General features: G+C 67.7%; 18 protein-coding genes. 13 read left to right on the top strand and 5 right to left on the bottom strand.

Translation table 11 applies throughout. The features are described from left to right. Positions 1-34: 34 nt before the first annotated feature. Complete coding sequence (locus tag KL771_RS02820; protein WP_261967085.1) at positions 35-2,515, bottom strand: Wzz/FepE/Etk N-terminal domain-containing protein; 2,481 nt, start codon at positions 2,513-2,515, stop codon at positions 35-37. Positions 2,516-2,689: 174 nt separating this feature from the next. On the opposite strand from KL771_RS02820, the gene KL771_RS02825 reads away from it, so the two are divergent. Further along, positions 2,690-3,247 (top strand): polysaccharide biosynthesis/export family protein, encoded by a 558-nt coding sequence (locus KL771_RS02825; protein ID WP_261967034.1) that lies wholly within the window; start codon positions 2,690-2,692, stop codon positions 3,245-3,247. Positions 3,248-3,291: 44 nt separating this feature from the next. On the opposite strand, the gene KL771_RS02830 is transcribed toward KL771_RS02825, so the two are convergent. Beyond that, positions 3,292-4,713, bottom strand: coding sequence for a glycosyltransferase family 92 protein (locus tag KL771_RS02830; RefSeq protein ID WP_261967035.1), 1,422 nt, complete (start codon positions 4,711-4,713; stop codon positions 3,292-3,294). Positions 4,714-4,772: 59 nt separating this feature from the next. Beyond that, a complete protein-coding gene (locus tag KL771_RS02835) occupies positions 4,773-5,327 on the bottom strand; it encodes an FkbM family methyltransferase (protein WP_261967036.1) in 555 nt (184 codons plus the stop codon). 519 nt (positions 5,328-5,846) lie between these two features. Here KL771_RS02835 and KL771_RS02840 point away from each other — a divergent pair. The 4 genes from KL771_RS02840 (at position 5,847) to KL771_RS02855 (ending at position 11,155) form a co-directional block, all read left to right on the top strand. Continuing rightward, the gene (locus KL771_RS02840; protein ID WP_261967037.1) at positions 5,847-7,061 is read left to right on the top strand and encodes a glycosyltransferase family 4 protein; all 1,215 of its coding nucleotides are present in this window, start codon (positions 5,847-5,849) and stop codon (positions 7,059-7,061) included. A 13-nt stretch (positions 7,062-7,074) separates the two neighbouring features. Continuing rightward, positions 7,075-8,652, top strand: coding sequence for an undecaprenyl-phosphate glucose phosphotransferase (locus tag KL771_RS02845; RefSeq protein WP_261967038.1), 1,578 nt, complete (start codon positions 7,075-7,077; stop codon positions 8,650-8,652). Then, positions 8,652-9,926 carry an O-antigen ligase family protein gene (locus KL771_RS02850; protein ID WP_261967039.1) on the top strand — a complete coding sequence of 425 codons (1,275 nt, stop codon included), beginning with the start codon at positions 8,652-8,654 and terminating at the stop codon, positions 9,924-9,926. Before KL771_RS02845 ends, KL771_RS02850 begins: the two co-directional genes overlap by 1 nt. Positions 9,927-10,153: 227 nt before the next feature. Then, on the top strand, positions 10,154-11,155 hold the full coding sequence (locus KL771_RS02855; RefSeq protein ID WP_261967040.1) for a GlxA family transcriptional regulator: 1,002 nt from the start codon (positions 10,154-10,156) through the stop codon (positions 11,153-11,155). A gap of 61 nt (positions 11,156-11,216) precedes the next feature. Here KL771_RS02855 and KL771_RS02860 read toward each other — a convergent pair whose 3' ends face one another. Together KL771_RS02860 and KL771_RS02865 are read right to left on the bottom strand one after the other, a co-directional pair. Further along, on the bottom strand, positions 11,217-11,882 hold the full coding sequence (locus KL771_RS02860) for a TenA family protein (protein ID WP_261967041.1): 666 nt from the start codon (positions 11,880-11,882) through the stop codon (positions 11,217-11,219). A 268-nt stretch (positions 11,883-12,150) separates the two neighbouring features. After that, a complete protein-coding gene (locus KL771_RS02865) occupies positions 12,151-12,849 on the bottom strand; it encodes a GntR family transcriptional regulator (RefSeq protein ID WP_261967042.1) in 699 nt (232 codons plus the stop codon). 288 nt (positions 12,850-13,137) lie between these two features. Between KL771_RS02865 and KL771_RS02870 the strand changes: the two genes are divergently transcribed. The 8 genes from KL771_RS02870 to KL771_RS02905 all read left to right on the top strand — a co-directional run bounded on the left by KL771_RS02870 (position 13,138) and on the right by KL771_RS02905 (position 21,808). Then, entirely contained in the window at positions 13,138-14,142 is a 1,005-nt protein-coding gene (locus tag KL771_RS02870) for a TRAP transporter substrate-binding protein (RefSeq protein WP_261967043.1), read from the top strand. Positions 14,143-14,146: 4 nt separating this feature from the next. Further along, positions 14,147-14,617 carry a TRAP transporter small permease gene (locus KL771_RS02875; RefSeq protein ID WP_261967044.1) on the top strand — a complete coding sequence of 157 codons (471 nt, stop codon included), beginning with the start codon at positions 14,147-14,149 and terminating at the stop codon, positions 14,615-14,617. Then, positions 14,614-15,891 (top strand): TRAP transporter large permease, encoded by a 1,278-nt coding sequence (locus KL771_RS02880; protein ID WP_261967045.1) that lies wholly within the window; start codon positions 14,614-14,616, stop codon positions 15,889-15,891. Before KL771_RS02875 ends, KL771_RS02880 begins: the two co-directional genes overlap by 4 nt. Before the next feature lie 52 nt (positions 15,892-15,943). Next, a complete protein-coding gene (locus KL771_RS02885; protein WP_261967046.1) occupies positions 15,944-16,648 on the top strand; it encodes a hypothetical protein in 705 nt (234 codons plus the stop codon). Continuing rightward, positions 16,645-17,556 carry an NAD-dependent epimerase/dehydratase family protein gene (locus KL771_RS02890; protein ID WP_261967047.1) on the top strand — a complete coding sequence of 304 codons (912 nt, stop codon included), beginning with the start codon at positions 16,645-16,647 and terminating at the stop codon, positions 17,554-17,556. Before KL771_RS02885 ends, KL771_RS02890 begins: the two co-directional genes overlap by 4 nt. Continuing rightward, on the top strand, positions 17,553-18,293 hold the full coding sequence (locus tag KL771_RS02895) for an SDR family oxidoreductase (protein WP_261967048.1): 741 nt from the start codon (positions 17,553-17,555) through the stop codon (positions 18,291-18,293). The genes KL771_RS02890 and KL771_RS02895 overlap by 4 nt, the downstream gene beginning before the upstream one ends. 167 nt (positions 18,294-18,460) lie before the next feature. Beyond that, positions 18,461-19,711: an arsenite efflux MFS transporter ArsK gene (arsK, locus tag KL771_RS02900; RefSeq protein WP_261967049.1), complete on the top strand. Its 1,251-nt coding sequence runs from the start codon at positions 18,461-18,463 to the stop codon at positions 19,709-19,711. A gap of 570 nt (positions 19,712-20,281) precedes the next feature. Further along, complete coding sequence (locus KL771_RS02905; protein ID WP_261967050.1) at positions 20,282-21,808, top strand: HD domain-containing phosphohydrolase; 1,527 nt, start codon at positions 20,282-20,284, stop codon at positions 21,806-21,808. Position 21,809 lies beyond the last annotated feature (1 nt).

Genomic DNA, 21,809 nt, shown 5'->3' on the forward strand with positions numbered 1-21,809 from the left:
GCGGGCCGGTCGTCAACGGCGATCGGCGCCGCCGTTACGCCGCCCTCACGGCACCGGCCGCCAGCGTCTCTGTCGCCAGGATCGAGACACGGCCGGGATCGCCGTGGCCGAGGGCTGCGGCTACCATCCGGGACGGCGCATCGGCTTCGGCCCGTTCGGTCGCCACCACGACGTGATCGGCGATCCCGGCCAGGGCGATGCCGACCGGGTCGGCCGATGTCAGGCTGCCGACCACCACGACGACATGTTCGTAGGACAGTTGCAGCGCCTCGACGACGGCCAGGCTGCGATCATGATCGAGCGGGCCCGCCTCCGCCGCGCCGGGCGGCACGACATGGGCAAGCGAACCGGAATCGCGGTGGATCGCCGCACCGAAGCCGCAGCGGCCGGCGACCAGATCGGCAAAGCCCGGACGGTCCCGGCCGTCCAGGACATGCTCGGCCTCGAACCCCTCGCCTGCCAGGACCACGAGGCAGACCGGGATGGCCGCCGCGGCGCCGGTGCGGACCAGGCCGAGGGCGGCCCGTTGCGCGACGGCATTGTCGGCGGCCGCGACCACCGCCACGAGGCGCGCGTCCCGGCCCGGGCCGTCGATGCGGCGCCAGATCTCGAGCGGACCGACCGAGGCCGAGGGTCCCGGCTTGCCGTCGGTCGCCTCGGCCTGCCCGACGGCGCCAGCCGGGGCTTGAGCCGAGACGGCACCGGCGGGCGACACCGGCTGCAGCGGGAGCGCCGCGCCGGCCTCCGAACCTGCCGCGGCAATCGAAGCGGCCGGGTCCGGCTTGCCGGCCTCGACGCGCTCGATGGCCTTGGCGGCCTCGATCAGCGCACTCGCCGCCGCCACCACGCCGGGCGGAACCGCGTCCGAGCCGAGCGCGGGGGCCTCGGCGGAGGCCGCCGCGATGGGGCGGTCCGCGGCTCCCGTCGCCGGCACGGCCGGATCGCCGGCCGAATGCCGCATCAGGCCGAGAATCGGGGCATCCGCATCGGTCGCGATCGCACGCGCAGGGGGGGCGGGATCGACGGGATCGTGCTTGCGCGCGGGAATTTCAGGCGATGCGACCGTGACCGGGGCCCGTGCCGCAGCCGGACGGCCCCGCGGCGGCTGATCGGCCAGAGTTGGACCGCCGACGGCCGTGGCGGCGAGCAGTTCGCGCAGGATGACGATCGTGCCGCAGAGCAGGAAGACCGCGAGGGTTACCACCGAGGTGATCGGAACGACTTTCGGGAAATAGGGCCGGCTCGGCGGTGAGGCCTGCGAGATGACGCGCGCATCCGGCGGCTCGCTACCCAGATTGGCGCGCGTCGCGGCCTCGCGATAGCGGGCGAGCAAGCTTTCGAGCAGGTCGCGCTGCGCCTTGGCGTCACGCTCCAGGGCGCGCAATTGCACGTCCTCCTGGTTGGCGCGGGTCGCCTGGCCCTTGAACTCGCCGAGCTGACCGCGCAATTCGCGGATGCGCTGGTCGGCGACCTTCACGTCGTTCTCGAGATTGGTGAGCGTCTTGCGCGCTTCGGCCCGCAGCTGGCCGTCGATGTCGCGCAGCTGCGAATTGAGCGTCTGAATCTGCGGATGGCCCGGCAGGTAGATCGCGGACAGTTCCGCGATGCGGCTGCGCAAGGCGATCTGCCGCTCCCGCAGGCGCTGGAACATCGGCTGGGCGACGATCTCGCTGGCGGCGTCGAGCGAGCCACCCTCCGTGACGATCTTGCGCAGCTGCGCGCTCTTCGCCTCGGCATCGGACTTCACGCCGCGCGCGGCGGTCAACTGGCTGTTGAGCTCGGAGAGCTGCTGCTGGAACAGGGTCGTGTTGTTGGTCGACGACAGGAACAGCTCGCTCGACGAGCGGTAGGTCTCGACGCGGCCCTCGGACTCGGCGACCTTGGAGCGGAGCGCGGCAATCTCGCCCTCCAGCCAGCGGGTGGTCTCGGCATTGTCCTTGACCTTCGATTCCCCCTGGAGCCGCAGATAGGCGGTCGTGATCGCATTGGCGACACGGGATGCCACGTCGGGATCATGGGCCCAGAACTCGACCTGGATCACGCGCGACTTCTCGACCTGAAAGGCCGTGAAGCGCTCCAGGAAGGTTTCCAGGGCCCGCTCCTCCGGCGAAATCGAGCGTCCGCCGGTGAGCCCGATCGCCGCGACAAGACCGCCGAGGAAGCCGCGCGACGATGCAAATTCAGGGTGGTCGAGCAGGTGTTCGGCGGCGATCACCCGGCGGGCGAGATCGCGCGAGGTGATCAGCTGGACCTGGCTGACGACGCCTTCCTGGTCGAGAAGGGCGCGGTCCTGCTCGGCCGTGCGCTGGTCGTTGGTGCGCAGCACGAGCGGCCGGGATTCGATCAGCAGACGCGCCTCGGCCTTGTAGCGCGGCGCCATCAGGCTGACGCCGACGAAGGTTGCGACCGCCACCAGGAGGACGATCGGAACGATCCAAAGCTTCGCCCGCCAGAGCGCACTCAGGATCCCGCCGAGATCGATCGACGGCTCTTCCGGCTGTTGGGCGACATTCATGGACACCGAGGACTCCCGCACGCTCCTTGTCCGGGACTTTGCGCCGACAGGGTAACCGGTGGGTTAACGTTCGGGTCGGTCGGCAACACGCGATTGACCATAGTGGCGCGGCTTTCAACCTTTCTTAACCATGACCGGGCAGTTTGGCGGCAGGTTCAGACGGGTCATCATGTCATGGGTTGGCACCGCGCCATTGCTGTTTCGCTGTCACTGGCGCTCGCCGGATGCGCCGGCTACGTGCCGCCGCCGCCCGCCTTCCATGCCGTGCTCAACGAACCCTATCGCTTCGATTCCGGTGATCGTCTGCGCATTACCGTGTTCGAGCAGCCGAGCCTGACCAACAGCTATGTGGTCGACCAGGCCGGCTATATCGCCTTCCCGCTGGTCAATCTCGTGCCGGCGCGCGGCCGCACCGCCGACCAGCTCGCCGCCGAACTCGGCCTGAAGCTCCGCAACGGCTTCCTGCGCAACCCGGACGTCTCGGTCGAGGTCGACCAGTATCGCCCGTTCTTCGTGATGGGTGAGGTGCGCAATGCCGGCCAGTATCCCTATGTGCCGGGCATGACCGCGCAGAATGCAATCGCCATCGCGGGCGGCTTCACGGCCCGCGGCAACCAGTCGGCCGTCGACATCACCCGGCAGATCAACGGCGAGGTCATGACCGGCCGCGTGCCGACCTCGGACCCGATCCGCGCCGGCGATACGATCTATGTCCGCGAGCGCCTGTTCTGACCCCTGCCCGACCCTGCCGGACGAAGAGACCGTCCGTCTCGAAATCAACGAACGATCGCAAACACCATCCTCATGATCTCATAGGTGCCCGGCACCGATCCCGGATCGCATCGGACGTTGTCCGGGCAGAGCGGGGTCGTATTGATGATATACGACCCGAACCAAAGCCCCTTTTCGACCCGGACGCCTCGACTTTCTCGGATCGCCTCTCCGTGCGGATCCTCGCCGAAAGCAAAGAGGTCCATGTTCGACGTCTGGGGAACCCTCAGCAGGACCATGGCGATGACATAACCGGGCCAGTCCGGCCGGCGCACCGCAGCGCGGATATAGGGATCGGCGTTCTGGGCCGCGATGACCAGTGGAATTCCGGTCGACAGCGGTTGCGAATTCGAAAACGCGATCTCCGTGACGGTCTGTTCCGTCAGCCGGAACAGGCACTCGGCGCCGATCCGATCGAGGTACTTGTCGATCAAAGCATCGGCAGCCTGGCATGCAGCCTCGGAACTGACCGATGCGGACATCTGCACGCCGGTACCGTAGATCAGTCTGGCGATGCCTTGGGGCGGCGACACCAGGGCCTCGCACTCGAGAGCAATCTCCTGCGACAGCAAGGTGAAGTTTCGGCAGTTGGAGACACGGCCGATCGATGTCAGGGAGCCGTAGCGATAGGGTTGCTCCGGCAAGCCGCGGAACCAAGCCATCAGATCGCTGACTTTTCCGGCCCATTTCGCGAGGGTCCGGTCATGATGGGCGTAGTCCCACGTCTCAAACGGCTTGAGCGTCTTCTGATTGCGGCCGTCGACCTGACCGCGCCGGATCTTGATTTCGTATTCCTCGTATGACTTCGTGAAGTAATGATTCAGGCAGACAAATTCTTCGGATCGAAAACCTGCTTGCACGACCCAATCTTCTCTGATCGGGACTCCCGCGTCGTTGACGGTCCGGCCGGAATCGGTCGAACAATTGTGAACGAACATTACGTGTACCCGAGCGGGACGGACGATACACTTCGCCACAAGTGAGATTTCGGGGTCGCAGGCGGTGTAGTTTTCGATGACGAGCCCGTTCGGTTTCGTCCGATGCCCCGAATGACCGAAGAAACGCCAAAGAATCAGGACCTGATCGGCATCGATGGTATTCAGGAATGCCGGCATGCTTTCATGCTGCTTCAGCACGAAGAATTCATCGATATCAATGAACGCCATCCACTGGCTATGAACCCCGAATATCTTGGCAGCATAGCCGTAGGCGTCGTACTGGCCGGGGAAGACGGGCCATTGGATATAGGTTACATAGCCATACTTGATATAGGGCGCCAGAACCTTGGCGGTGTCATCCGTGGAACCATTGTCGAAGATATAGAAATGCTCGAATCCGATCAGTATGTGATAGGCCAGCCACTCCTCGATGTAAGCGGATTCATCTTTTACGATCGCGACCGCCGTCAGGCAAAATACCTCTTTCATGGGCGCCTCTCTTCACAATAATATTTATGAACGCGAATAAATTTTTCTTCAAAACGCCATCAAGTCCAATCAACGAGATCGACAGTCGCCGAAACCTTTGCATAAATCTTGTCGTGGTACGCCTTCGTAATCTCCGGGAACCGATCGTAGTGCCACTCGCATCGGAGTTGATTGACCAGAGAGAGCGCGCCGTTCGACAGCATCTTTTCCAGAACTTTGTATTCCGCGCCTTCGATATCCATTTTTACGATGATGTGATCCTCCCGGCTGAAATTCGCCAAAAGCCATCGGCTGAAATCGATCGAGGGCGTGTCGTGCGGCCGGTCATAGTTGATCGGCGACCAGCCGCGGTCGACATACTCGACCTTGCCCGGAACCACCGTGGACGCCGATGCGTGTTCGGATTGGAACAGGCTGATCGTGCCGTCCGATATCCATGCCGCACCCCAGATCACACAGATATCTCGCCCGATCTTCAAACCCTTCTGATGAATCGCGGGGATCAATTTCAGGTTTGGTTCGAATGCAAATGCCAAGAATCCGGGATTTTCTTGCAGGAACGCGCAGACCGTGTTTCCGACATTGGCGCCGAGATCAATGTAAACGTTTCTCATTGCGACCTTCGTTCCTTGGAAATTCAAGCGGACCCGACGGAGGCAGGTCCATATATGGAATCCGAATAGACTGAATGAGATTCAGATGTGTCTATATGACAGACCCACGGGGCTGGGAAAATCGCGTATTCCCGTATGCCGTATGGAAAGGCACGCAGCGCCGCGACCGCCCGCCCCCTTGGCCCGCGTGGCGGCACGGCCCCCGAAGCCCGGTCGGCCCCATCCCACGGACGAAGCCCGCCGGGATCGTTGACGGGCGTTCCGGCGCATACGGCGTGCGCAACACAGGGATCGCCCGGCCGGGGCATCGTGCGACCAGCGTCCTGCGGCGCCAAAGACGATGGATGGTCCACCGCCGGACGCAGCCCTGCGACGTGCCGACGCATTTGAATGGTTTTAAACTCACAGATCTTAAGGTTAATTTTATTTTACTGGCGCCGCCTGCGCGTTCATGTCTCCGTTTAAACTCCTGGCTCATTCGCTTCGGCTTATCTAGTCGAAACCAGATGCGAAACGCGCATGGTTTCGAGGACGGACATGGCCGACGGCAAGTCCCTGCGTATCGTGCATTGTCTCCGGGCACCCGTCGGCGGTGTGTTCCGGCATGTCGAGGATCTGGTCCGTCACCAGGCGGCGGCCGGACACGCGGTCGGTCTGGTCTGTGCGACCGGCTCCGGCACCGGCCACGAAGCGCAGCGTCTTGACGATCTCGCCGGCGATCTGGCCCTCGGCGTTCACCGCGTGCCCATGGGCCGTTCGATCGGCCCCGGCGATGGGGTCGCTGCGGCGCGGCTGTGGCGCCGGCTGGCGCCGCTCCGGCCCGACATCCTGCACGGCCACGGCGCCAAGGGCGGCACCTTCGCGCGCCTCGTCGGCCAGGCGCTGCGGCTCGGCGGCATCCCGGTCGCCCGGCTCTATTCGCCGCATGGCGGCTCGCTGCACTACGCGCCGGCAAGCCTGGAGGGCCGCGTCTATTTCGCGGTCGAGCGGGCGCTGGAGCGACTGACCGAAAGCCTGGTCTTCGTCTCACGGTTCGAGGAGGCGGTCTACCGGGCCAAGATCGGCACGCCGCGCTGCCGGTCGAGCCTGATCTATAACGGCGTCGCGGCCGCGGAGTTCGAGCCGGTCGCAGCCGATCCCGACGCAGCGGATTTCGTCTGCGTCGGCGAGATGCGCGACCTGAAGGGCACTGACCTGGTCATTGAGGCGGTGGCGCGCCTGCATGCGGCGGGCCGGACCGTGACGGCCGCCCTGATCGGTCCCGGCACCGAGCGCGCCCGCTATGAAGCCCTGGCCAAGGAGCGCGGATTGCAGGGTGTCGTCACCTTCGGCGAGTCCATGCCGATCCGGCGCGCGCTGGCCCGGGGCCGGACCGTGCTGGTGCCCTCGCGTGCCGAATCCCTGCCCTACATCGTGTTGGAAACGATCGCCGCCGCGCGTCCGCTGATCGCCACCGCCGTCGGCGGCATACCGGAGATCTTCGCGGCCGAGGCCGGGCGCCTGATCGCGCCCGGCGGGGTCCCGCCGCTGGCCGACGCCATGGCGGGGGGGCGCGGCGACCCGCGCGGCCATCAGGACCGCGCCGCGAACCTTGCGGCCGCGATCCGTCCGACCTTTTCGAGCGCCGCCATGGCGGGTTCGATGGAAGCCCTCTACCGCAGCCTGGTGGCGCCGCGCACCGCCGCCGCTCCCGATCCATCGTCAAGTCTGCCGGTCACAAGCCGCAACCGCTGAACCGGAATCGTCCATGTCCGTACAGCCGACCCATATCGATCCGAAACCCGCCGCCGCGCCCTCCGCCGAGGGAGAGCCGAACCTGCGCCTGGTCCATCCCGCCCCGGAACCTGTCGCCGGCAAGACCGACGATCCGGCGCTGGCCACCGCGGTCTCGGCGCTGGTGGCGAAATGCCTGACCGACAAGCCGATGTCGATGTCGATCCTGGCCGGAGCGGTGCGCGCGCTGGACTTCGCCGCCGTCTTCGCGCTCGGGGCGCTGACCTTCTGGATCTACGTGCCCGATCCGGAGGCCGACCGGGCGCTGTACTTCTCGGTCGCGCTGCTCGCGGCAGTCGTCAACACGATGTATGTGCATTCGTCCGGCGGCTACACGCTGCCCGGCATCCTGCCCTATGCGCGCACGGTGCGCCGGGTGCTGGCGGCGTGGTCGGCGGTGTTCGCGACGCTAGCCGTGGTCGTCTTCTTCATGAAGATCGGCACGGATCTGTCGCGCGTCTGGCTGGCCTTGTGGTTCCTGTCGGGCGCGGCCTTCCTGGCCGTCGAGCGCGCATTGCTCGCCTCGGTGGCGCGGCGCTGGATCCGGATGGGGCGCCTGGCGCGGCGGGCCGTGATCGTCGGCGGCGGCCAGGCGGCGGCCGACCTGATCCAGTCGCTGGAAGCCCAGCCCGACAACGACATCCGCATCTGCGGCGTCTTCGACGACCGCAAGGACAGCCGCTCGCCCGCCGTGGTGGCCGGCTATCCGCGCCTCGGCACGATCGACGAACTGGTCGAGTTCGGCCGCATCGGCAAGATCGACATGCTGATCGTCACCCTGCCGCTGACCGCGGAGGCGCGCGTCCTGCAGCTGCTCAAGAAGCTCTGGGTGCTGCCGGTCGACATCCGCCTCTCGGCCCATGCCAGCAAGCTGAAGTTCCGGCCGCGCTCCTATTCCTATGTCGGCACGGTGCCGCTGTTCGACGTGGTCGACAAGCCGCTGGCCGACTGGGACCGGGTCATGAAGCGCGCCTTCGACCTGACCTTCGGTCTGCTGGCGCTCCTCGCCCTGATGCCGATCATGGTCGGCGCCGCGATCGCCATCAAGTTCGACAGCCGCGGCCCGATCTTCTTCCGGCAGAAGCGCTACGGCTTCAACAACGAGCTGATCGACGTGTGGAAGTTCCGCTCGATGTATGTCGACCAGGCCGATGCCGACGCCGCCAGGCTGGTGACGCGCGGCGATCCGCGCGTGACGCGGGTCGGCCGCTTCATCCGTCGCACCTCGATCGACGAATTGCCGCAGCTCTTCAACGTCATCGCCGGCACGCTGTCGCTGGTCGGCCCGCGCCCGCACGCACTCTCTGCCAAGGCCGACAACCAGCTCTACGAGCAGGTCGTCGACAGTTACTTCGCCCGCCACCGCGTCAAGCCCGGCGTCACCGGCTGGGCGCAGATCAACGGCTGGCGCGGCGAGACCGACACCTCCGACAAGATCGAGCGGCGCGTGGAGTGCGACCTCTACTATATCGAGAACTGGTCGATCGCCTTCGATCTCTACATCCTGTTCGCGACGCCCTTGAGGCTGCTGTCGAGCGAGAACGCCTATTGATGAGCGTCGCGGCCGCCCAGCTCCCGGCCGGCAGCGGCCGGCCGCGCATCGGCCTCGCCCGGTTCGGCGACGCGATGCTGTTTCTCGGCGTCGCATCCGGTTCGGTCGTGATGATCGAGCCGGCGCCCTACGACCTGATCCTGGTTGCCATGGGCCTGTTCGCCTTCGTGCTCGGCCTGCGCATCCCGCGCGCCATGGGACCGCTGCTCGTCCTCCTGCTGCTGTTCCAGGTCGGCGGCCTCCTGGTCATGACCCAGCCACTCCTGGAGAAGGAGAAGTCGCCGCAGTTCGTGGCGATCTCGCTGTTCCTGGCCTTCACCTGCATTTTCTTCGCCGCCACAGTCGCGGCGCGCCCGAAGCGCATCGAGCTGATCGTCAACGCCATGATCCTGGCCGCCGTGATCGCCGCGGTGCTCGGCATCATGGGCTATCTGTTCCATATCGAATCCCTGACCCGCTACGACCGCGCCAAGGGCGCCTTCAAGGATCCGAACGTCTTCGGGCCGTTCATGGTCCTGCCGCTCCTGGTCTTGGCCCGCGACTTCCTGACCCGGCCGGTGCGCGAGGTCTGGTGGAAGGCGGCACCGATCCTGGTCATCCTGGTCGGCGTTCTGTTCTCCTTCTCGCGCGCCGCCTGGTTCCTGGCCGTGTTCGGCCTCGTGCTGCTGGCCTTCGTGGTGTTCCTCAACGAGCGCTCGGTGAAGGGACGCCTCCGACTGATCGGCATCGCGGCGGCCGGCGCGGCGGCGGTCGTGCTGGTGCTGGTCGCGATCCTCGCCGACGAGACCACGCGCGAATTCCTGATGAACCGCGCCAAGCTGGTGCAGGACTATGACGGCGCCCGGCTCGGTCGCCTCGCCCGCCACCTGATCGGCTTCCTCTGGGTGACCGAACTGCCGCTCGGGCTTGGGCCGCTCGATTTCGGCTACTATTACGGCGAGGATCCGCACAACGTCTATCTGAAGGGCTTCCTGGCCTATGGCTGGCTCGGCGGCCTCTCCTATCTGGTCCTGGTCTTCTGGACCATCGGCGCGCTGTTCCCGCTGATGTTCAAGCCGCGCCCCTGGCAGCCCTACGCCCAGGTGGTCTGGGTCTGCCTGATCGGCCATCTGGTCATCGGCTGGATCATCGACAGCGACCACTGGCGCCACTTCTTCATGCTCTGGGGTCTCGCCTGGGGGATGATCGCGCTGGAGGCGGCGCATCGGCGCAAAGTGGCGCGAGCCCAGCCGGCACAGCCCGTCATTGGCGCATTCGAGGCCGCCCGGACTTGACGGTGTCGATTTCCCGACGCCTCATGTCGTCCCGCAGCCAGCCGGATGCCTTCACCTCGCCTTGACTGCATATCGGCCGGACCGGCGTCGGCGGGGCTCGAAGCCCCTCATGACGCCATGACAAAAATGCGGTCGCGCTCGGACAAGGGATGATGTCCGATCGACGCGCGGAAAGGTCGCTGGTGGGACAGGGGCGGTCGCACGGACCGATGGCTGGGAGGCGCGCGATGAACATCAGACCCGAGATCGGTTCGACGCATACGATCGGGTTCCTCCTGGTCCCGAACTTCTCGATGATCGCCTTCGCGTCGGCGATCGAGGTGCTGCGGCTGGCCAACTACGTCACCGGCCAGAAGCTGTTCGCCTGGAAGCTCTATTCGCCGGAGGGCGTGCCGGTCGAGGCCTCGAACGGCGTCTCGGTCTCGGTCGACGGGTCCTACCGCGACATCGGACCAATGCCGGAGATCATCGTCTCCGCCGGTCTCGACGTGCAGAAATACGACCACTCCATCCTGATCGCGAAGCTGCGCAAGCTCGCCTTCTACGGCGTCTCGATCGGTGCCGTTTGCACCGGCACCTATGTGCTGGCCAAGGCCGGCCTGCTCGACGGCTACCGCTGCGCCATCCATTGGGAGAATTACGACAGCTTCCGCGAGGAGTTTCCCGAGATCGAGGTCACCCAGGAACTGTTCGAATTCGACCGCAACCGCTTCACCTGCGCGGGCGGCACGGCGGCCGTCGACATGATGCTGGCGCTGGTGGCGACCAAGAAGGGCCAGGCGGTCGCGGCGCTGGTCACCGACGAGATGATCCACCACCGAATGCGCGACAGCCACGAGCGCCAGCGCATGGAACTGAGGGCGCGGCTCGGCGTGTCGCACCCGAAGCTGCTCGCGGTCATCGCCGAGATGGACAAGCGGCTGGAACGGCCGCTCTCCTGCGCCCAGCTCGCCAAACTGGTCAGCCTGTCGCCGCGCCAGCTCGAACGGCTGTTCCAGCGCTATCTCGACGCCACCCCGACCCGCTACTATCTCGGCCTGCGCCTCAACCGGGCGCGCCACCTGATCCGCCAGACCTCGATGCCGATCCTGTCGGTCGGGCTCGCCTGCGGGTTCGTTTCCGCCTCGCATTTCTCCAAATGCTACAGCGAGTTCTTCAAGCGCACGCCGTCCGAGGAGCGCAACGGCATGCGCACCGAGAAGCGCGTCGAGGTGCTGGAGGCGCCCTGATCGCGGCGGCGGTTGCGCGCCTGAGCGTCCAGGCGGGAACGGCCGCCCCGGCGCCGGCCGGTCAGCCGAGCACGTCGAAGCCCTGGCTCCAGAAGTCGGCTTCCAGACGGCTCGCCCGGCCGAAGGTCTCGGCCAGATCGTCGAAGCGGGCTTCCGTCAGGGCGAGACGGGCGAGCCGGTCGAGATTGGCGCGGGCCGATCGGGCGACCTCCTGATAGAGCGGCCCGGAATATTCCAGGATCCAGTCGCGATAGGGATTGCTCTCGGAAACCCCGCCCGGCCGACGGGCGAGCGCCGCGGCGATCTCGGCATAGCCGACGACGCAGGGCGCCAGCGCCACGTAGAGATCGAGCAGGTCGCCGCGCTGGCCGCAATCGAGCACGAAGCGCGTATAGGCGATCGTCGCCCGGCCCTCCGGCGCGCGCTCCAGGTCGGACGGGCCGAGGCCCCAGCCGGCGCAGAGACGGACATGCAGATCCATCTCGGTATCGAGGATCGCCTTCACGCCCGACAGGGCGGTGCGCATCTCGTCGAGCGTGCGGCTCTTGTAGACGGCGAGCGCATAGGCGCGGGCGAACTGGATCAGGAACAGGTAGTCCTGCACCAGATAGGCCTGGAAGGCGGCGGCCGGCAGGGTGCCGTCGCCGAGACCGTCGACGAAGGGATGGGCCACATAGGCGCGCCAATCATCCGGACGGGCGGCGCGCAGGCGGTCGAAGAGGTCCATGAGGTGTCTTCCGGCTCGCTCAGGGGACGCTGGATGCCGCCGGCCCGAGAGCGATGGCGGCGGCGGGGATCGGCGGCAAAGGGTTCGGGCGGCCAACTGTTCGGGAGGCCAACGATTCGGGAGGCAGGGTGGTCGGGTCGTCGCGACGCAGGCGTCGCCGGCTCGCCCCTTCGCCCCTGCGGGATGCTCCGAGCCTGATACCGATCCGCGCCGACGGCTGCAATCGGCGCGCTGCCCAATGCGCGTCCGGCCCGCCCCCGGCCGCGTCTCAACGCACCGATCCGGCCTCTTTCAGGGCCCCGACATAGTTGTCGGTCATGGCCAGAATGTGCCGGCCGAGCACCGACAGCAGGCGCTTGCGGTCGCCGGCCCGAAAGGCCTCGATCATGTCGAGATGGTCGGCATGGGCGCGGCTGCGATGCATGGTCAAGGGCGCGGCGAGATGGGCGCGGAGCGCCGCCAGCCGACCTGATGCGATCCCGTAGGCTTCCGACAGGTAGCGGTTGCCGCAATGGGTGAAGAAGGCCTGGTGGAACAGCGAGTCGGCGCGGGCGAAATCGAGCGGGTGGTCCTCGGCGCGCGCCGCCTCCATCATCGCGACCGACGCGGCGAGATCGCGCAGCGTCGCCTCCGGCGCCGCCGCAAGGGCGAGCGGAGCGGCCGCCATTTCCAGGATGTGCCGGTAGGCGACGAGCGCGGCAATGTCCTCGGCGTCGGGCTTGAAAACGAAGGAACCGCGCTGCGGCTTGATGTCGATCAACCCCTGCAGCTGCAGCATGGTCAACGCCTCGCGCACGGGCGTGCGGCTGACATTCATGGTCGCGGCGATCTGCTCTTCAGACAGCGCCTGACCAAGCTGCAACTCGGTGCTGACGATCGCCTCGCGCAGCCGCTCGGCGACCAGCACGGCGAGCGATTTCGGGCGGTCGATGCCGAGGCCTTCGACCGATCCCGCGCGCTTCGCCACCGCCCCCCGTTCGCCGAACGGACCTCGCCGGACCTCGCCCATCCACCCACCCCGTCTCGGTTCCCGGCCGCCGCGCCGTCACCCAGCCATAGCGCAAATCGGCGCCGGGGGAGACTTCCTCCGCCCGGCTCGGCCGGCCGAAGCCTGCCATGCACGCATTTCACTCGCATACTGTACCTCAGTAGCTTGACATACTGTACCTCAGTTCGTCTACCATGGCGACGCCTCGCCGGTCGGCGGGCCAGAACGGCGACAAGCCGTCGCTCCATCACACCCGGGAGGGACCCCATGATCTCCAGACGACGCGCCGTGCTGGCGCTGAATGCGCTTGCGCTTGCCGCCGGACTGACCGGCCTCGCCACCGTTGCGGGCGCCCAGACGGCGAAGCCGATCACCATGCGCATCGCCCACGCCCTTCCGGAAACGCACGGCTACAGCCTGTGGCTCGCGGATTTCAAGAAGGAGCTCGACACCCTGGCCCCCGGCCGTGTCGACGTGCAGGTGTTCCCAAATGCGCAGCTCGGCAAGGAGACGGAATATCTGGAAGGCATGAAGCTCGGCGCGATCGACGGCGCCGTCATGGGCCGCCACGGCCAGATCGATCCGCGCCTCGACGTGCTCAACCTGCCGATGATCTATCGCGACGAGGCCCATGTCAGCGCGGTCCTGCACCGCGACGGCCCGGTGCGCGACAAGGTCGACGCGATCATGCTCGAAAAGGGCTTCAAGGTGCTCGGCTGGGGCGAACTCGGCTTCCGCAACATCACCACCAAGACCGGTCCGGTCGCCAAGGCCTCGGACCTGAAGGGCATCGTCATCCGCGTGCCCAATGTCGAGCCCTGGCTCGCCGCCTTCCGCGCCTGGGGCGCCAATCCGACCCCGATGGACTTCTCCGAACTCTATTCGGCACTCCAGCAGGGCGTCGTCACCGCGCAGGAGAACCCGCCGGAGCTGATCTACACCTCGAAATTCTACGAGGTACAGAAGTTCCTGAGCCTGACCCAGCACGCCAACATCCCGAGCCAGTTCGTGGTCTCGAAGGCCTATTGGGACAAGCTGCCGGAAGACCTGAAGCCGATCGTGCTGAAGGCCGCCCGGGCGAGCCAGGACCGGCAGGTCGCCGCGACCCGCGCCGCCAACGCCAAGCTGGTCGCCGATCTGGAGAAGGCCGGCATGACCGTCGTGCGCACTGTCGACAAGGAGAGCTTCCGGGCCGGCGCCGAGGTCTCCTGGAAGGCCTTCGAGGCCAAATACGGCGGCGACCTGATCAAGGCGATCCAGGATACCAAGTGATCCCATGACCCTCGTTTCGATCGCCCTGCGCTGGGTCTGCGGCGCGCTCCTGGCGGCGCTCGTCGCCATCGTCTCGGTGGCGGTGTTCTACCGCTACGCCCTCAACGCGTCGCTCTACTGGGCGACCGAGGTGCCCAACTTCATCCTGGTCTGGATGGTGTTCCTGGGCAGCGTCGTCGCCTTCCACGAGAAGAAGCACATCGCCTTCGATCTCGTAACGTCGGCGAGCCCGCCGCCGCTGCGCCGGGCGCTCGAAACGGTGTCGACCCTGACGGTGATCGGCTTCCTGGGGCTGATGATCCACTTCGGCATCAATCTGGTTGCCAGCACGATGGACAGCCCGTCCGAGGCGCTGAAGATCCCGCAAGGCTGGCTCTATCTTTGCCTGCCGCTCTCCGCCGGCCTGATGCTGGCGAGCGCGCTGCAGAAGCTCTGGGTCATCCTGACCGGACGCGGAACGGAGGTCGGCACATGACCGCGATCCTGTTTGCCGCCTTCTTCGTCACGCTGGCCATCGGCGTGCCGATCGCCTTCGGCATGGGCGTCGCCACCGTGGTGGCGCTCGCCTGGGGCGGCACGATCCCCTTGTCGATCGCCCCGCACAAGATGGTCAACGCGGTCAACTCCTTCCCGCTGGTCGCGCTGCCGCTGTTCATCCTGGCCGGCGCGCTGGCCGGCGAGACCTCGATCGCGCCGCGCCTGGTGCGCTTCGCCAATGCCCTGGTCGGCCATATCCGCGGCGGCCTCGGCCACGTCAATGTCGCCGCCTCGATGTTCTTCGGCGGCATCTCCGGCTCCGCCGTCGCCGACGTGGCGGCGATCGGCAGCCTGATGGTGCCGGCCATGGAGAAGCAGGGCTATACCCGCACCGATGCCGGCGCGATCACCATCACGGCCTCGGTGATCGGCATCCTGATCCCGCCGTCGATCCCGATGGTGCTCTACGGGGTGACGGTCGGCGAATCGATCGGCGCGCTGTTCCTCGCCGGCCTCGTCCCGGGCATCCTGGTCGGGCTGGCGCTGATGACGGCCGTCTTCTTCATGTCGAAGCGCAAGGGCTGGCCGCAATCGGAGCGCCGCGCCGGCGCAGGCGAGCTCTGGGCGAGTTTCACGGCCGCCTTCCCGTCCCTGCTGCTGCCGGTCTTCCTGCTCGGGTCGATCGTCTCGGGCGTGGTGACGGCGACCGAGGCCGGCGTGATCGGCGTCGCCTATGCGCTGTTTCTCGGCGGCGTCGTCTACCGCGACTACACGCCCGGCGAACTGTTCCGCATCCTGATCGATACCGCGATCTCGACCGCCATCCCGCTCCTGGTCCTCGCCACCACCTCGGTGGCCGCCTGGATCATCGCCATCGAGCGTTTCCCGGCGGCGATCGTCGGCTTCTTCAACCAGGCCCAACTCGGCCCGATCGCCGTGCTGGCGCTGATCAACGTCTTCCTGCTGATCGTCGGCATGCTGATGGATCTGGTGCCGGCGCTGATCCTGTTCGCCCCGATCCTGCTGCCCGTCGCCAAGGCAGCCGGCATGGAGCCGATCCAGTTCGGCGTGCTGATGGTGGTCAATCTCGGCATCGGACTGGTCACGCCGCCGGTCGGCAACTGCCTGTTCGTCGGCGCGGTCATCGCCCGGGTGCCGGTGATGCAGCTGGTCCGGGCCGCCCTGCCCTTCATCGCCGTCAATATCGCGGTGCTCGGGCTGGTCACCTACATCCCGGCGATCAGCCTGTGGCTGCCCCGGCTGTTCTATTGAGCCTCCCGCTTCCTGTCCCCTCCCCGATCCCTTTCGCCAGCGAGTAGCAATCATGACCGGACTTCTGGGGCGCGGCGCCCTGGTCAACTGGGGCGGCGTCGTCGCCGAACAGGAAGACGACTACAACATGTGGCACAGCCGCGAGCACATGCCCGAGCGCCTCGCCGTACCCGGCTTCCGCCGCGGCCGGCGCGGCGTGGCCCCCGACGGCACGCCCGCGGCCCGCAAGTATTTCATGATGTACGAGGCGGTCGACGCCGAGGTCTTCGTCTCCGCCCCCTATCTCGCCCGCCTCAACGATCCGACCCCTTGGACCCGGCGCATCCTCTCCGCCTATATCGAACCGTCGCGGACGGTCTGCCGGGTCGTCGCCGACCGGGGCGACGGCGTCGGCGGCTGGCTCGCCACGCTGCAGTTCTGGGCGGCCGACGTGAGCGCCCTGCGCGCCTTCGCCGCCTCGGACTGGATCGACCGGACGATGGCGCTGAACGGCATCCTGGGCGCCAGCGCGCTCGAGGGCGACCGCTCGCTCGGCCAGCAGCCGACCGCCGAGAAGACCTTCCGCGAGAGCCGCGGCGACCGCGACCGCACGGTCGACTTCGCCCTCCTGGTCGAGGGCTTCGACCAGGCGCCGACCGAAGCCGCCGCCGATACCCTCGCCGCCGAGGTGGCAGCCGCGACCGGGCTCGCACCGGTCGTGACGCTCTACCGGATGCAGCACGTCATCACCAATGTCGACGTGGGAGCACCGGCATGAGGGTCCTGGTTACCGGCGGCGGCGGCTTCATCGGCGCCTGGATCGTGCGCGCGCTCGCCGCGGCGGGACACGAACCGCGCGTCTTCGATCTCGGCGCCGACCGGCGCATCCTGCGCTTCATCGCCGGCGAGGCTCTGGCGGCGCGGACCGAATGGTCCAGCGGCGACATCGCCGACACGGCCGCCGTCGAGGCCGCAGCGGCCGGCACCGACGCCGTCATCCATCTCGCCGGCCTGCTCACCCCGGCCTGCCGGGCCAATCCGGTGCTCGGCGCCCAGGTCAACCTGATCGGCACGCTGAACGCCTTCCTGGCGGCGCGCCGGCACGGCATCGGCCGGGTGCTCTACATGAGCAGCATCGGCGTGTTCGGTCCCGAGGGCGGCGCCCTGCCCGCCCCGACCACGCTCTACGGCGCCTTCAAGCTCGGCGGCGAATATGCCGCGCGCGCCTTCCATGCCGACGACCGCATCGCCAGCATCGGCTTCCGCCCCTACGTGGTCTATGGACCCGGCCGCGAGGCGGGCCTTTCAGCCGGTCCGTCGCTGGCCGCCCGCGCGGTCGCCCGCGGCGAGGCCTATACGATCCCGTTCACCGGCACGGTCGACCTGATCCATGTCGAGGATGTCGCCGACGCCTTCCTGCGCGCCCTGACGGTGCCGCTCGACGGCGCCGCGGTGGTCAATCTGTGGGGCGAACGGCTCGATGCGGCCGGCATGCTGGCGGCGATCCGCACGGCGCGGCCCGACGCGCGCATCGCGGCAGAGGGCCCGTCCATGCCGATCGAGCCGCCGCCGGCCGACGGCGAGGCCGCCCGGCTCCTCCCGGGTTTCTCGCCGCGCGGTTTCTCACGCGGCTTCGCAGAATCGGTCGACTTTCTCGAACGGGCCGAGCGGGAGGCCAGACCATGACCGGACGATTTCAGGACCAGGGCGTGATCGTCACCGGCGGCGCCCGCGGCATCGGCCTCGGCATCGCCGCCCGGCTGGCCGCGGAAGGCGCCCGGGTGGCGATCTGGGATCTGGCGCCGGACGCCTTCGATGCCGGACGGGCCGGCTTCGCGCCGGCCGCGCTCCTGTCCGTCGACATCGCCGACGAGGCCTCCGTCGCCCGCGCCGCGGACGATTCGATCGCGGCGCTCGGCCGGATCGACGTGCTCGTCTGCAATGCCGGCATCAACGGCCCGGTCGTCGAGACCGTCGCCTATCCGCTGGAGACCTGGAACCGCGTGCTCGCCGTCAACCTGACCGGCACCTTCCTGTGCTGCCGCGCGGTCGTGCCGCATATGGTCGCCCGCGGCTACGGCCGCATCGTCAACGTCGCCTCGATCGGCGGCAAGGAGGGCGTGCCGGGCATCTCCGCCTATTCGGCCGCCAAGGCCGGCGTGATCGGCTTCACCCGCACGCTCGCCCGCGAGCTCGCGACCACCGGCGTCCTGGTCAATGCCGTCGCCCCGGCCATGGTCGAGACCGAGCTCCTGCAGCAGATGACCGCGGCCCATATCGAGGCCAGCCGCGCCAAGATCCCGATGGGCCGCTTCCTCTCAATTCCCGAGCTGGCGGCCGTCGTCGCCTTCGCGGCCAGCTCCGAGAACGCCTTCACGACCGGCTTCACCTTCGACGCCACCGGCGGGCGCGCGGACTATTGAGGGTCGGATGGCGGACCGGCACGGCCTGGCGGACCAGCCCCGCACGGCCTGCGGTTGACGTGGTCCGGGCGCCGTCGTAAGCGGCGACATCGTCGTCCGGGTCGGCCGCGCCAGCGCCACGCGCTGCGTCGGGTTTCGCCTCGCGCCCTCCGCCAGGGATCCCCCCGATGCTGCGCCTGCCGCTGTCCCCTGCCGCCATCGTCTGGATGCTCGGGGCGACCCAGATCCTCGGCTACGGCACCGTCTACTACAGCTTCGCGATCCTGGCCGAGCCGATCGCCCGATCGCTCGGGCTGTCGGTCTCGACCGTGTTCGGGCTGTTTTCGCTGTCGCTCCTGGTCGGCGGCGTGGTCGCGCCCTTTCTCGGCGGGCGCATGGACCGGCACGGCGCGCCGACCGTGATGGCGATCGGCTCGGTGGCGGTCGCCGGACTGCTCGCCGCGACCGCCTGGGCGCCCGGCATCGTCGGCTTCGCGATCGCCCTGACGGCGCTGCAGACCGCCGCACCGGCGATCCTGTACGATGCCGCCTTCACGACCCTGGTCCAGGCCGGCGATACCGGCGCGCGACGGCGCATAACCCATTTGACCCTGATCGCCGGCTTCGCCTCCACGCTGTTCTGGCCGCTGACCTCCTGGCTGGCCGCCCACATGGACTGGCGCGGGGTGCTGCTGGTCTTCGCCGCCCTCAATCTCGTCGTCTGTGCGCCGGCCCATATGCTGATCGCGCGTGCGCCCAGCCGGACCGGTCGCGCCGTGCCGCTCGCCGAACCGGACGCGCCCGCAGCCCCCGCGCCGGCCGCCTCGGAGGCCGCCCCCTTGCTGCCCGAGGCGATCGCCGGGCGCGTCTACGGGCTGATGACGCTCGGCTTCGCGCTGAGCGGCTTCATGCTGTCCGCCCTCCTCGCCCAGATGGTGCCGGCCCTGACGGCGCTCGGCCTCGGCAGCGCCGCACTGGTCGTCTCGACCCTGTTCGGCCCGGCGCAGGTCATCGTCCGCTTCGCCGACATGTTCGTCGCCGGCCGCCGCGACCCGCTGCTCGTGACGCTGTTCGCCATGGCGATGTTCCCGCTGGCCGGCGTGATCCTCGCCGCCACGGCCCCGTCCGTCGCCGGGGCCGCCGTCTTCGCCGTTCTGCTCGGCTTCGGTTCGGGCCTGAAGAGCATCCTGCAGGGCACGCTGCCGCTGGCCCTGTTCGGACGTGCCGCCTATGGCGCCCGGCTCGGCCGCATGACCCTCGCCCGCCAGTTTCTGGCCGCCGCCGCACCCTTCCTGTTCGCCTGGATCCTGGAACGGCTCGGGGCGACCGCGGCGCTCCTGTCCATCGCCGCGGTCGGCATCGCCGGCCTCGCCTGCTTCGTCGAGATCGCGAGACTGCGACGGCCGGATCCGAACGCCGCGCCTCCCGGCCGCCCATGACAGCCGGTTTCCCGTCGCCGGCCCGCCGCCCATGACATCCGGACGCCTCCCGCCGGAGCGATGCCGACGCCAGTCTGCCGGCGGCCGCGCCTGGGGAGTGAATACGGATTCAAGGCGCCCGTCGACCGGCCCGGACGCCCGAGACCCGAGGCTGAACGCTAGGCGATTCCGCCGCCGGCCAATGATCGGCTCATTTTTACGCGACATTCAGAGAATGAGAATAATCTCCATCCGAGCCGACCTGACACTTGGACGATCGGGATGAAGAGCATGGGCGCCCCATTGTTGGCATACCGCCGATCGACCATGCGGATTCCGATTGGGAAATCGGCTGCTGATAGCCTCGAGATACTTCATTTCGCTACTGAAATGCCGGCGAAGACCAGACCGAGATCCCCCCGCTCCGGGCCATCCGGTGCCTTGACGGCCGGTCGTGAGACCGGCGACGGCACCGATCGTCTTGCCCCGACCGCCGGTCGGCCCGGCCGAACCATCCGCACCGCACGCATCCCCCGACGACCGGCAACCGCCCGGCCGACATCTCCGAGGCAAGGATAGACGAGAACCCCGATGCGTCTCTCGGTCCGACATTCGCTGATGATCGGCATGGGCGTTCTGGTCGGCCTGATCATCGTCCAGGCGCTGGTCGGCATCGGCGTGCTCGAGACCGGCCGCCAGTCCACCCGCCAGATCGTCAGTGACGCGATCCCGTCGATCCGCCTGCTCGGCGAGGTCAATCTTCAGGCGACCCGCCACCGGCTGCGCACCGCCCGGCATATTCTGAATGACGACCCGGCGGTCAAGACCCGGATCGAACAGCAACTGGCCGAGGCCGAGGCCGCGCTCGATCGGCTCTTCGCGGATTTCGAGGCGCTGCCGGCGACGCCGAGCGAGATTGAAACCTGGCGCCTGTTCCGCAGCGAGTGGGCGCAGTATCTCGATCTCCAGCAGCAGGCGATCCGGGAAAGTCGCAGGGGTGCGAAGGAGGCGGCCACCGAGACGATCGAAAGACAGAGGGACGACTTTCTGGAAGCGGTCGAACGGCTTCGGGGCATGATCCAGGGTCAGGACAGCTACGTCGTACATGAACTGAACGGAATCGAACAGCGTTTCGACTTTGCCCTGATCGGCTTTGTGGCCCTGTCCGCGGCTGCCTTTCTGTTCGCGCTCGGTGCATGGAAGCTGTTCGTGACCCGCACCGTGGTCGCGCTCGATCAGATGACCACGGCGATGCGCGAGATCGCCTCCGGCAGGCTCAACGTGCCGGTACCGGCGCCGGAGCGCCACGACGAGATCGGCGCGATGGCCGAAGCCCTGTGCATCTTCCGCGACAGTCTTGTCGAGACGGCGAAACTGCGCGCCCAGCAGATCGAGATGGATGCGGCCAATTTGCGCCTGATGAGCGAAGTCCAGGAAGCCCTCTCGGTCCATGCTGCCCGCCTTGACGCGGAGGTCGCCGAGAAGACCGGCGAGCTTGCCGACCGGGAACGCGAGATCGTCTGGCGCCTGTCGCGGGCGACCGACCGGCGCGACACCGATACCGGCGACCATATCGTCCGCATGTCGCGCGTCTGCGGCATCATTGCGGAGGGGCTGGGCCTTCCCGACGAGGAAGCCCGGATGATCGAGATCGCGGCGCAGATGCACGATGTCGGCAAGGTCGGCATTCCGGACGACATCCTGTTCAAGCCCGGCAAGCTGACCGCGGAAGAACGCGCCGTGATGGAAACCCATGTCCTGCTCGGCTGGCAGATCCTGAAGGGCTCCAAGTCGCCGCTGATCCAGCTCGCGGCCGACATCGCCTACAGCCACCACGAACGCTGGGACGGCAACGGCTACCCGAATCGGCTCGCCGGCGACGCGATTCCGCTGGCCGGCCGCATCGCCGCGCTGGCCGACGTGTTCGACGCCCTGGTTTCCGAGCGCCCCTACAAGAAGGCTTGGCCGCTCGACGAGGCGCGCGCCTTCATCGAGGCCAATGCCGGCGAACATTTCGACCCCGACTGCGTCGTCGCCTTCCTGGCACGCTGGGACGAGATCGCCGCCGTGATCGATCCCCCGCCCAGCACGACCACGAACGCCTCGATCGCCGCCTGAG

It is taken from the genome of Prosthecodimorpha staleyi (genome assembly GCF_018729455.1).
Classification (GTDB): domain Bacteria; phylum Pseudomonadota; class Alphaproteobacteria; order Rhizobiales; family Ancalomicrobiaceae; genus Prosthecodimorpha; species Prosthecodimorpha staleyi.